Source organism: Sphingomonas sp. ERG5, from assembly GCF_000803065.1.
Lineage (GTDB): Bacteria > Pseudomonadota > Alphaproteobacteria > Sphingomonadales > Sphingomonadaceae > Sphingomonas.
Genome location: NZ_JSXI01000014.1, coordinates 1 through 11,552, shown reverse-complemented (window position 1 = coordinate 11,552; position 11,552 = coordinate 1). Strand labels below are relative to the sequence as shown.

13 protein-coding genes and 1 tRNA gene are annotated in these 11,552 nt (G+C 63.7%); 5 read left to right on the top strand and 9 right to left on the bottom strand.

All coding sequences use genetic code 11. The annotated features are described in order from the left end of the window. Positions 1-224: 224 nt before the first annotated feature. Complete coding sequence (locus OO12_RS03765) at positions 225-1,730, top strand: amidase (RefSeq protein ID WP_200887375.1); 1,506 nt, start codon at positions 225-227, stop codon at positions 1,728-1,730. Between the two features lie 41 nt (positions 1,731-1,771). Here OO12_RS03765 and OO12_RS03760 read toward each other — a convergent pair. Together OO12_RS03760 and OO12_RS03755 are read right to left on the bottom strand one after the other, a co-directional pair. Further along, positions 1,772-1,846, bottom strand: a tRNA-Gln gene (locus tag OO12_RS03760). Between the two features lie 68 nt (positions 1,847-1,914). Next, positions 1,915-3,012, bottom strand: a complete 1,098-nt coding sequence (locus OO12_RS03755) for a branched-chain amino acid aminotransferase (protein ID WP_034157311.1) — start codon at positions 3,010-3,012, stop codon at positions 1,915-1,917. Positions 3,013-3,101: 89 nt separating this feature from the next. On the opposite strand from OO12_RS03755, the gene OO12_RS03750 reads away from it, so the two are divergent. Further along, positions 3,102-3,590, top strand: coding sequence for a MarR family transcriptional regulator (locus OO12_RS03750; RefSeq protein WP_034157341.1), 489 nt, complete (start codon positions 3,102-3,104; stop codon positions 3,588-3,590). A gap of 86 nt (positions 3,591-3,676) precedes the next feature. On the opposite strand, the gene OO12_RS03745 is transcribed toward OO12_RS03750, so the two are convergent. The 6 genes from OO12_RS03745 to OO12_RS03720 form a co-directional block, all read right to left on the bottom strand. After that, entirely contained in the window at positions 3,677-5,476 is a 1,800-nt protein-coding gene (locus OO12_RS03745; protein ID WP_052215523.1) for a di-heme-cytochrome C peroxidase, read from the bottom strand. A gap of 186 nt (positions 5,477-5,662) precedes the next feature. Continuing rightward, positions 5,663-6,463 (bottom strand): pyrroline-5-carboxylate reductase, encoded by an 801-nt coding sequence (proC, locus tag OO12_RS03740; RefSeq protein ID WP_034157310.1) that lies wholly within the window; start codon positions 6,461-6,463, stop codon positions 5,663-5,665. Then, positions 6,460-6,960 carry a YbjN domain-containing protein gene (locus OO12_RS03735; RefSeq protein ID WP_034157309.1) on the bottom strand — a complete coding sequence of 167 codons (501 nt, stop codon included), beginning with the start codon at positions 6,958-6,960 and terminating at the stop codon, positions 6,460-6,462. Before OO12_RS03735 ends, proC begins: the two co-directional genes overlap by 4 nt. Positions 6,961-7,069: 109 nt before the next feature. Further along, positions 7,070-7,348 (bottom strand): accessory factor UbiK family protein, encoded by a 279-nt coding sequence (locus OO12_RS03730; RefSeq protein WP_034157308.1) that lies wholly within the window; start codon positions 7,346-7,348, stop codon positions 7,070-7,072. A gap of 27 nt (positions 7,349-7,375) precedes the next feature. Continuing rightward, entirely contained in the window at positions 7,376-7,930 is a 555-nt protein-coding gene (locus tag OO12_RS03725; RefSeq protein WP_052215517.1) for a TspO/MBR family protein, read from the bottom strand. A gap of 154 nt (positions 7,931-8,084) precedes the next feature. After that, the gene (locus tag OO12_RS03720; RefSeq protein WP_034157307.1) at positions 8,085-8,819 is read right to left on the bottom strand and encodes a TlyA family RNA methyltransferase; all 735 of its coding nucleotides are present in this window, start codon (positions 8,817-8,819) and stop codon (positions 8,085-8,087) included. A gap of 151 nt (positions 8,820-8,970) precedes the next feature. Here OO12_RS03720 and OO12_RS03715 point away from each other — a divergent pair, with 151 nt between their 5' ends. Continuing rightward, positions 8,971-9,483 carry a hypothetical protein gene (locus OO12_RS03715; protein WP_034157306.1) on the top strand — a complete coding sequence of 171 codons (513 nt, stop codon included), beginning with the start codon at positions 8,971-8,973 and terminating at the stop codon, positions 9,481-9,483. Between the two features lie 43 nt (positions 9,484-9,526). Here OO12_RS03715 and OO12_RS03710 read toward each other — a convergent pair whose 3' ends face one another. Continuing rightward, entirely contained in the window at positions 9,527-9,898 is a 372-nt protein-coding gene (locus OO12_RS03710) for a winged helix-turn-helix transcriptional regulator (RefSeq protein WP_235364672.1), read from the bottom strand. 42 nt (positions 9,899-9,940) lie between these two features. Between OO12_RS03710 and OO12_RS03705 the strand changes: the two genes are divergently transcribed. Together OO12_RS03705 and OO12_RS03700 are read left to right on the top strand one after the other, a co-directional pair. Beyond that, positions 9,941-10,375, top strand: coding sequence for a PaaI family thioesterase (locus tag OO12_RS03705; protein WP_052215516.1), 435 nt, complete (start codon positions 9,941-9,943; stop codon positions 10,373-10,375). Between the two features lie 209 nt (positions 10,376-10,584). Further along, complete coding sequence (locus OO12_RS03700; protein WP_034157305.1) at positions 10,585-11,256, top strand: RBBP9/YdeN family alpha/beta hydrolase; 672 nt, start codon at positions 10,585-10,587, stop codon at positions 11,254-11,256. Positions 11,257-11,552 lie beyond the last annotated feature (296 nt).

Genomic DNA, 11,552 nt, shown 5'->3' with positions numbered 1-11,552 from the left:
CACCAGCGATGATTCACCGTCAAACAGGGCCGGGCCTGCCATCGCTTGCCGGACGGCTACCGGCGTGCTCTTTCTTACTGTCGGAGCAAAATTGCCTCGGGGCAGTCAATGCAAAGCTGCCGCCCATATCATTTGCGGTATCCATCACTATTATATAGCCATAAGTATATTTTTTACATAAGCTGGGCGCACTGAAACTTCATCGCAAGACAATGGAGCAGAATGTGTCTGGAGATATTGATCGCCGCAAACTCCTCGAGCGCGGCATTGGCCTTGGCGCCATCGCGCTGGGCTCACCGGTTGCAGCCAGGGCAGTTTCTGCCAGCAAGTCAGGCAAGGCCGCCAAACCTGATGCGACCGAGATTGCGGCGATGATCCGCCGCAAGGATGTTACCGCGTTGGAAGTGATCGATCAGGCGATCGCCCGCGCCGAGGCGATTCAGAGCAAGCTCAACTTCCTCGTCACGCCGACGTTCGAGCGTGCGCGCGACAGGGCCAAAAATATGCCGTTGACCGGCGCTTTTGCCGGTGTGCCCTATCTCATAAAGGACATGTACGACACGATCGGCGCTACCACCCGCTATGGCTCGCGCGCCACCAAGCCTCTGCCGCCGGCCACCAGCCAGGGCGCTATGATGAACACGCTGGAATCAGCCGGGCTGATCTCGATCGGCAAATCGGCCCTGGGCGAATTCGGCTTCCTGCCGACGGTCGAGCCACTCGCTTTTGGACCGACGCGTAATCCGTGGAATCCTGGACGCTCGACGGGGGGATCCTCGGGCGGCGCTGCGGCAGCGGTCGCGGCCGGTGTCGTTCCCATGGCGGACGCCGCCGATGGCGGCGGGTCGATCCGCATTCCTGCTTCGGCATGCGGTCTGTTCGGTCTCAAACCGTCACGGGGTCGCATGGTCGGGGATCAACCCAAGGCAGGAAAGCTGGACGTGACGGTCGAACACGCCGTGTGCCGAAGCGTTCGCGACTCGGCGACATTATTTGCATTGACCGAACGGACCGGCGCCGGCGCTCCGCTCGAGCCGGTCGGGGTGGTCAGCGCGCCGTCCAAGCGACGGCTCCGTGTCGGGATGGTGTTGAACAGCTTGTCCGGCCATGCACCGGACGGCGAAGTCAAAGCCGGCGTAGCGACGACCGCTGCGTTGCTCGAAACTCTGGGCCACAAGGTCGACTCCACCGCATGGCCCTTCGATGGCGCCGCATTCTCCCGCGGTTTTGGTGCGCTGTGGAGTATGGCCGCGCTTGAGGTGATGAAGTTATTCCAGGCAATGACGGGCCGCGCCCCCGACGCCTCACAGTTCGAGCCCCTCACTTTGGCAATGGCGGCAATGGCGGCGAAACTCTCCCCCGAAGAGATTGCGGCGACGCTCAAACAATTTGAGGCCGTGACCGCAGCCTATGATGCCTGGTTCGACAAATATGATGTTATCCTGTCCCCCGTGCTGCTGACCCCTCCCATCGCGATCGGGGAGATAAATGGAGAGCTTCCGATCGAGGTCGCATTCGATCGCTGCAGCAAATATGCCGACTACACTGCGGTTCACAATGTGGTGGGGGCACCCGCGATGAGCGTTCCGCTGCATTGGACGCGGGACGGCTTACCCGTGGGCATGCAATTCGCCGCACGTCGCGGTCAGGAGCGTGTTTTGTTCGAGCTGGCATTCGAGCTGGAACGGGCGCGCCCCTGGGCCAGTCGCCGGCCGCCAATCTTTGCCTGACGGGCTGGCAGCGCGGCGCCGGGCGCCGCGTGGAAGAGTTCTGGCTGGGGCGGCAGGATTCGAACCTGCGAATGGCGGCATCAAAAGCCGCTGCCTTACCGCTTGGCGACGCCCCAACGAGAATGCGCGGCCTTAAGGCCGGGAATGCCTGATGAAAAGAGGCAAAGCACCGGGCCGCGCACTCTTAATCGAGGCGCGTGACCCAACCATGCGGATCGGGCGCCTGGCCGCGCTGAATTTCGACCAGCCGGCTGCGCATCAGGGTAGTGAGTTGCCCTGCGCCGCCGCCACCGATGGTGAAGCTGCCTTCCGGCGTTGCGACCTTGCCGATCGGCGTCACCACCGCAGCGGTGCCGCAGGCAAAGGATTCGGTCAGCCGACCGCTCGCCGCATCGGCGCGCCACTGGTCGAGCGAATAGGGTTCCTCGCGCACCGTAATGCCCTGCTCGCGCGCCAGTTTCAGGATCGAATCGCGCGTGATACCGGGCAGGATCGTGCCGGTAAGCGGCGGGGTGACCATCGATCCATCGTCGAACACGAAGAAGATGTTCATGCCGCCCAGCTCCTCGATCCAGCGGCGTTCGACCGCATCGAGAAACACGACCTGATCGCAACCTTGGCGAATCGCCTCGGACTGGGCAAGCAGACTAGAGGCATAGTTGCCGCCGCACTTCGCCGCGCCGGTGCCGCCCGGCGCCGCGCGCGTATAGTCCTGCGACACCCACAGCGAGACGCTCGGCGCGCCGCCCTTGAAATAGGCACCGACCGACGACGCGATGACCATGTAGAGATATTCGGAGCTCGGCTTCACGCCGAGGAACACTTCGCTCGCGATCATGAAGGGACGCAGATAGAGCGAACCGCCATCGCTTTCCGGAATCCAGTCGCGATCGATCTCGACCAGCTTGCGGACCGACTCGAGGAAAATCTCTTCGGGCAATTCGGGCATCGCCATGCGCCGCGCCGACTCCTGGAAGCGACGAGCATTTGCCTCGGGCCGGAACAGCGCCGTGCCGCCATCGGCCAGGCGATAGGCCTTCATGCCCTCGAAAATCTCCTGCGCATAATGCAGCACCGACGAGGCTGGATCCATCTGCAGCGGCGCGCGGGCATGAATGCGGGCGCTGTGCCACCCCTGCCCCTCGGTATAGCGTACAGTGGCCATATGATCGGAGAAGACGCGGCCGAAACCCGGATCGACCAAGCGCGCGGCGCGCTCATTGGCGTCGACGGGCGACGCATTGGTTTCGATTTCGAACGACAGGCCGGTATTCGCGGTCATGACTTTCCTCTGAGGATCGGGGCCGCCGCACCGGATTGGAGCGGCAAACTGGTTGCGAACGGGTAAGACGGATGGCAAAACGGGTCAACATGGCTGCCCCAACCCAATCCGCTTCGCCACTGTTCCTCCGCGAACCCGAAATCCGGCGCGGCGTGGAACTGCTTTATTTCGGCAACAGCCACCTGACGCGCTCGATCGATCGCGGCCTGGCGGCGCAGGGTCTGGGCCGTGCACATCACCGCGCGCTCTATTTCGTCGCGCGCCAGCCCGACATGACGGTCAGCCAGTTGCTCGGCCTGCTGGCGATCACCAAGCAATCATTGGGCCGCGTTCTCAACGAGTTGACTGATCGGGGATTGATCGAAACCCGGCCCGGCGAACGCGACCGGCGGCAACGCCTGTTACGGCTGACCGCTGATGGTGCGACACTCGAGAATGAGTTGTTCGAAGCGCTGCGCGAACGCCTGTCGGCGGCTTATGCCAGTGCTGGACAGGCGGCGGTCGGCGGCTTCTGGGCCGTGCTCGAGGGGCTGATTCCGGCCGAGGAGCGGCCGCGAGTCGAGGGTTTGCGCGACTGAGGCACAGGCTTTCTGTCGACTTGCACAGTGTTCTGTGGCGAGCCTGTCAAGCGCGCCGAATGGTTCGCAACGGGCCGAATGCCCGATCAAAGCATCTTGAGATATTCCAGCAAGGCCAGCTTGTCGGCGTCGGACAAGGTCGTGCCGAATTCATGCCCGCAGCGGCTGTTTCCGGAATTGAGATCCTCACACCCCGTCGTCACCCGATCGCTGTTAAGGCCGGGCTGCACGGCGGCGAGCCCCACGGCCTGAGTGTCATAGGCTGCGCCGACCTTGAACGAGGCGGCACGCTGGCTGGCCGGCCTGAGCAGATCGGCCAGGCTCGCGACCGATCCGTTATGGAGATAAGGCGCGGTCGCCCAGATGCCGAACAGCACGCGCGACTCGTAGCGATGCTTGCCATCGGCCGGCGCTGCGGCCGCTTCGTTGAACGAATCGTCGAGCGCCTTCTTCACATCATCCGACGGCATCGGCGCCTGGATCGCCATACTCATGTTCGGATTGGGCTTCGCGCCAAGGTCGTGCCAGATCGCCGGCACCCATGATCCACTTTGCAGGATCGCGCCGCCGACCGCCACGCCGAGCAGGCTGAAGGTCGTCGCCGGATTTTTGATCGGTTTGGTCAGAAACGGAATATGCGCGCCCTTCAGGACGCCGGGATCCGATTCCCGCGCCAGGATATCATATTGCCTTGTGTCGGTGCCGACATCGAGCAGCGGCGTGGCCCAAGTGCTTTGCCCCGGGAGCCGCTTGATGCCCGGCGTGACGCCGTGACAGGAGGCGCAGCCGCCCTGGCTATCGGGCAGGTTGAAGATCGCCTGGCCCCGTGCGGCAAGCGTCGAATCGATCGCAAAGGGCCATTTCGGCGCGCCGATCAGCTTGACCAGATTTTCCAGTTTGAGCAGCCCATCGAACTGGACCGAGGTTTCATTGGGCGTGCCATTGTTGAGGAAATCGATCCCGAAGAGATGGAAGATCGATTTGCGCGGGCGGAATTTGCCGAACACGCCAACCACTTCACCGGTGTTGCGCGCCAGGCCATAAATGTCGCTGCCATTGGCGGCGAAGCCCGGCCATTGCGTGTAATCCTGTTTCGGTGCGTTCCACAGAAAGGGATAGCGCACCGGCGCATCGGCCAGCTTGATATTGCTCTGGATCAGATAGCTGGGCGATTTGCCGAGATCGAGCCCGGCCAGCCGGTCGAAGATCATGCTCACCGCATCGAGCCGCCCGACACCCCATAAGGGTGTCGGATACGCCCCGGTACGCAGCGCGTTTTCGCGCAGGTACCAGAGATCCACGTCCTGACGGAACTGCGTCACCTTCTTCTTCGGCGCATTCGCCCCCAGGACCGTTGCGGCGAACGCAGCGAATGTCGCATCGGTTGCGCACACCCGGTCGACCGCATCGAGCATGTCGGACAACAGGGCCTGGAAATCGACCAGTGCCGGGCCGCCATCGACGCGATATTGCTGCGGACCGACGCTGATCTGGCGCGTGTGGCACGCGGCACAGGTCATGCCGGCCATTTCTTGTCCGGCGGGGCCCGCCTTGGTGAAGCCGACCGGCAAATCGGCACCGGGGTTGGGCAAATAGCCGTAGCGCGCAAGCTGATCGCCAAGAAAAGGTTGCCCATCAGCCGCGCTTAGTGCCGCCAGCCAGGCGAAGGGGATCATTTGCGAGCCCTGATCCCGGCTGTAGAAATCGCTTCGCGCCGCATCGGTCCAGGCGCTGCCCTGATCGAGGAAGACAATTGCCGGCGCGACGGCAGCGGCCGGCGTGTCCTGGCCAACCGCGCTACTTGCCAAAACCGTGCCCGACAAGACGAGGCTGGTGGCTATCGATGCCGCGAGCGTGACCTTTCCTAAATAGTGAGTGCTGCGCATCATCGATCTCCTGAATCGGGGCTACGCGATACGCAGGGACGCCATTCGGCAATCGGCGGACAATCCGCCGATGACAGCCATTGGATCGATAAGATGATCCGCTCCCCTACGATGGAGTGGGACCATAGTGGCCCCTCCAAGGCAATCGCTATTGGCTCCATTCCGGAACCAAGTGCGGTTTGGAGCTCAGCGCGCGGCGGCGGCCATTTCGGCGTTGCGCCTGACCGACGCGCGGATCGTTTCGACGAGCAGGGTCTTCAAAACATCGTCGTGATCGAGGATGTTCAACCCTTCACGCGTCGAACCGCCAGGGCTGGCCACGCGATCGGCAAGGACAGCCGGCGAGACATCGGCCGCAGCCGCGAGCAGCGCCGAGCCTTGCACGGTCGCGACGGCCAGCCGTTCGGCCTGGTCGGCGGGCAAGCCGAGCGCGGTCCCCGCCCCGGCCAGCGCATCGATGAAGCGATAGAGAAAGGCCGGGCCACTGCCGGCAAGCGCGGTCAGAACATTGAAGCGCGTGTCGTCGTCGATCCATGCGACCAGCCCAAGCGGCGCCATCAGCGCGGCGACCTGGTCGCGGACGCCCGCATCGGCGCTCTCCGAATAAAGCCCGACCACGCCCTTACCGATCCCGACGGGCAGGTTGGGCATGGCGCGGACGATCGCGCCGGCGCGGAAGCGCTTCGCCAGCGCCGCCTCCTCGACCCCTGCCAGGATCGAGATCAGGACCGGCACGCCGGCCAGGCGATCGCCATAGCGCGCAGCAATATCGTCGATCTGCTGCGGCTTCATCGCCAGCATCACCATGTCCGGCAACGCCCCGTCCGGCAGGTCGCGCGCCTGGCGCACGCCCGCGGGAAATTCCCGGTCGCTCCGATTGACGATGTCGATCCCGCCGGGCGCCACGACACCGCTCGCGACCCATTGCCGCAGCATCGCGCCGCCCATATTGCCGCAGCCGACCAGCCACAATCGCGGGGAACTCACGCCTCGCCCTGCGTCTCGGTCATTGCCGCGGCCATCGCTTCCTTCGGGCTCTTGCCGCCCCACATGACGAACTGGAACACCGGATAGAAGCGCTCGCACTCATCGATCGCGGATTCGACCAGCAACTCCGCTGCGCCAAGCGACAAGGTGCCGCCATCGCCCTCGATCATCGCGGCGTGCCGGTAAAGCAGGATGCCGCTCGACGACCAAAGCTCGAAATGCCCGACCCAAAGCTGTTCGTTGATCAGCCCGATCGCTTCGTAGATCGCCCCGCGACGTTCATCGGTGACGCGAATGTCGGGAAAGGCAAGGAATTGCAGCACGCTATCCTCGTCGCGCCACAGCGCACGAAGCTCATATTGCGTCCAGCTGCCCTTGACCTTGGCGATCACCTCATCCTCGAGGCGCTCATGCTCCCAGCCATGCGCCGAGAAATAGCTTTCCAGCATATCGATCGGCGCGGCATCGTCGCGTTCGTAATCGGCTTCGTCGAGCATCACTCGAAACCCCTGGCGGCATCGCTCATAAACACAGCGGTGCCGGGGTGGATGATCTCATGCAAGCCGGAGGTCGGCAAGGCTTTCGAAAAAACTGTGGAAAAGATGATCAGGCTCCAGCCTTGGGCTTCCGTGCGGGCTTCTCCGCGCTCTTGCCCTCAAGTGCATCAAGCCGTGCGCGCAACGCATCGGCATCGTCCCGTGCGGCCGCGGCCATCGCCTTCACTGCCTCGAATTCGTCACGCGACACGAAATCGAGCCCGCCGATCCATTCCTTGGCGCGCGAGCGTGCGCCTGCTTCGGCTTCGCGGCCGACCCCGGCCAGCGTGCCGGCGGCGCCATTCACGAACTTCACGAAATCATCGAAGAGCTTGTTGTCGGATTGCATGGGTGTCTTATTCCTGGATCAAAATCGTCAAAGGCTGATTTGGGTGCTGCTCGACGACGGCACAAGTGTTTCCGCATTGGGGTTCAACCGATCGATCTCGAAGGTCAAGAGCCCCGCGAACACCAGCCACGCCAGATAAGGCACGAACAACCATGCCGCAGCGGCGCGAATCCGCCCGAACAGCAGCGTCGTGGCCAGCGCGAGGACGAACATCAGGGCGATCACGATCAGCGCCGCGAACACCTGATGCGCGCCGAAGAATAAGGGGCTCCAGATCAGATTGACCACCAGTTGCAGCGCGAACAGGATGATCGCCGTGCCGCGCAGCCTGGATCCGCGCGCATGGATGATCATCGCCAGCGCCACGCCCATGAAGATATAGATGATCGTCCAGGCGACCGGAAACGCCCAGTCGGGCGGGGTCTGGGCAGGTTTGACCAACGCCGCATACCAGCGATTCGCCGCGCCGACGGGGGCCAGTCGCGCAGAGGCGAAGCCCAGCAGCAGGACGAACGGCACGGTGACCATCGCCCAGCGCAGAAACGCCAGACGCAGTTGCTGTTTCGATGCGATTTCCCTCAACTCAGCCGCCCTTCCCGTCCTGCCGCGACCAGCGCACGTTGATAAGCGTGCGTCGGTCCCGCGACACTTTGTTCAAGGTATATAAGAACGCAAGCGGAAGCGGAGCCTTAAATTCCGCAGATGCGAACGAAATCAGGACGCCCGCGACTTTGGCCTATTGAAGAACAGCGGCGATCAGGAATTCGATATTGCCTTCGGGACCGGTAATGGGACTTTCGACGACCCCAGCGACAATCCAGCCGCGCGACGCGAGCCAGTCCGCCACCTCTTCGCAGACGCGACGGTGAATCGCAGCATCGCGCACAACGCCGCCTTTCCCGACTTCTTCTCTGCCGGCCTCGAATTGCGGCTTGATCAGCGCCATCAATCGCGCGCCACGCGCGGCAAAGCCGAGCGGCACGTCGAGCACCTTGGCCAGGCCGATAAAGCTGGCATCGCACACGATCAGGTCGACCGGTTCGGGAATATGCGCCGGCGTCAGAATGCGCGCGCTGGTCTGTTCATGCACGATAACACGGTCGTCCTGGCGCAGCTTCCAGGCAAGCTGGTTGGTGCCGCTATCGACCGCATAGACCCGCGCCGCGCCGCGCTGGAGCAGCACATCGGTAAAGCCGCCGGTCGATGATCCGACATCGATCGCCACGGTACCGGTCACATCCCAGCCAAAATGATCGAGGCCGTGCGCCAGCTTGATGCCACCGCGCGATACCCAGGGATGATCGCGCCCGCGCACGTCGAGCACGACGTCCTCGGCAATCGCCTGCCCCGGCTTGTCGATCTTGCGCTCACCGGCGAACACCAGCCCGGCCATGATCAGTGCCTGGGCGCGGGTGCGGCTTTCGACCAGGCCGCGATCCACGAGCAATTGGTCAACACGGGTCTTGGGCATGCCTGCTTTCTCGATTCGTGCCGTTCTTAGCGGTTCGGCGATGACGACGCACGGCGCGATCGGTACAATGGGAAGGCCGGGCGGAACCGGACGGGGTGTGGAGCGGTTATCGTTACGCTTGCCGCATCGGCCCGCAACAAAAGGTATCACCATGGCAGTAACACTCCGAAACAGCGCAACGACCCCATGGTCTTTTGTCGCAACGCTGGCGCTGCTGATCGCGCCCCTCGGCGCTGCTCAAGCCCAGGACAAGGATCCGCAGGACAAAAGCTCGACGGTGACCGACGTGAAGGAAGTCGCTTCGCAGCCGGTGCGCGACGTCGGCATTGAAAAGACCAAGATTCCGCCACTGCTGGTCGAAGTGAGCAACGCGCCCTATGGCATGGCCGGCGCCGGCACCTGCCGGCAGATCGCAGCCTCGATCGACGATCTCACCGATGTGCTCGGCCCCGACTATACCGGCCCGCAGACGGTCAAGAAGCAGAACATCGCCAAGGTGGGCGGTGCCGCGGTGGTGAATTCGCTCATCCCGTTCCGCGGCCTGGTACGCGAAGTCAGCGGCGCAGGCCCAGCCGAACGCCGCTTGCAGGCGGCGATCAGCGCCGGCGTCGCGAGGCGCGGGTTCCTGCGCGGCCTGCAAAGCGCACGGGGCTGCAAGCGCTGAGAAGGCGCCGTTCCCCGCTGATCATGGGCCGGCCCGGCCATGATCAGCGGCTCGCCTGAGCTTCCGCTGAGAACAGCCAGGCGTCGCCCCACGCACGCAATGCTTCGATGGTCGGCCGCAGCGCCTGCCCTGCCTCAGTCAAACGATAGACCGCGCGCTTGCCCTCCGGCGGCACGCGCTCGAATATGCCGGCGGCGACCAGGATGCCGAGCCGCGAGGTCAGCGCGGCACGCGAAATATCGAGCCGGTCGAGAAATTGCTCGAACCGCTCCGCCCCCAAAAACGCCTCACGCAGGATGAGCAGCGCCCAACGGTCGCCGACGATCCGCGACGCGCGCCCAATCGGGCAAGGAGAACGGGACGGGGTAAAGGATTTCATGTCGCCAATGTCTATGAAGGTTGCGCCGATCAGCATAGCAGGGATATAGTCTGCTTTACAGACTTATTGGAGTAACCCATGCCCCCGCACGCATTCGCCGACAATGACGAGGCCGTCGCCTATATGAAGCGAGTCGCGGTGGCCGCCTCCGGCTTCACCAACTTTCTCGGGGTCGAACCCGTCACCTGCTGGCAGGGCGAAGCCGAACTTACGCTCGACGTGCGGCCGGACATGACTCAGCATCATGGCTTCGCGCATGGCGCGATCGTCGGGTTGATGGCGGACAATGCCTGCGCCTGGGCGGCAAGTTCGGTCGCGGGCGATGTCGTGACCGGATCATACAGCATCAATTTCCTCTCGCCCGCCACCGGCAGCCGCCTTCGCGCCAAGGGGAGCGTGGTCAAGGCGGGCAAGCGACAAGTGATCGTGCGCGCCGATGTCTGGTCCGAGTCGGACGGCACACCGCCAGTACTTGCCGCCGTCGCACAGGCCACGATCATCCCGCTGGGCTGATTGGGCGCCGATGAAACGGCCCGGATCATGCCCGATCGAACGGTAATTTTCCGACCGGCGCTGCGGGTCCTCATTTCGTCGCAACACCTATTGCCTATCATTTAAGTAGGAATAAGTTTCGTGAAGGGAGGCGTGGCCGTGCGGCGTCCCCTAGAGCAAAGCTTGGCCACGTCTTCTCGCCAGTTTCACCAGTTTTCGGGAGACAGAAGATGGGCAGTTTTTCGCCGTTCGACCCTGCGCAACCGACCATATTGACCGTCCCGGGACTGGGCGGTTCGGGGCCCTCACACTGGCAGACCTTATGGGAAAGTTCGCGCCCCGACACGGTGCGCGTCGAACTGGGCATGTGGAACACACCGCACCGCAACGCCTGGGTGACCAAGCTCGATCAGGCGATCCGCCAGGCCCAGGCCCCAGTGATTCTCGCCGCGCACAGCATGGGCTGCCTCGCAGTTGCGTGGTGGGCGGAACTGACGCGCCAGCCCTATGGCTGGCCGGTCGCCGGGGCGTTGCTGGTCGCGCCTGCCGATGCCGACCGCTCCAAGGCGCAGGCCGAGTTGAAGGCATTCGGCCCGACGCCGACCACTCCCCTGCCCTTCCCATCAATCGTCGTGGCGAGCCGCGACGATCCCTGGATCGACATCGATCGCGCGCACAGCCTGGCGGTGTCATGGGGCAGCCATTTCGTCGACGCCGGCGAGCAGGGCCATCTCAATGCAGCAAGCGGCATCGGCTGGTGGAACGAAGGGCAGGAATTGCTCGAACGCGTCATCGCCGCCGGCAGCGACCGCAAGGGCAAGCCGCGTGCGCCGGGTGATGCGCGGTCGATCCTGGCGATCAACGCGACCGATGCAGCGCAGGAACATTATCTGGGCCGGTGAAATCCTCCCGCCGTTCGCTCTGAGCGTGTCAAAGGGCCATTCTTCTCCACGGTCGGAAAGAAGAACGATGCTTCGACAAGCTCAGCACGAACGGAGTGGCGGGCGTTCGATTTCCCAAAGGGCGTTAAGCCCGCGCGCCCTCCACGACCGCGCTGCTGTTATGGCGCAATGCCTTTAGTACGGTATCGACGATGGCGTCGGCGTCGAGGCCGGCTTCGGCATATTGGGTATCGGGCTTGTCCTGGTCCTGGAAGATGTCGGGCAGGCGCATGGTGCGGATCTTGAGCCCGGCATCG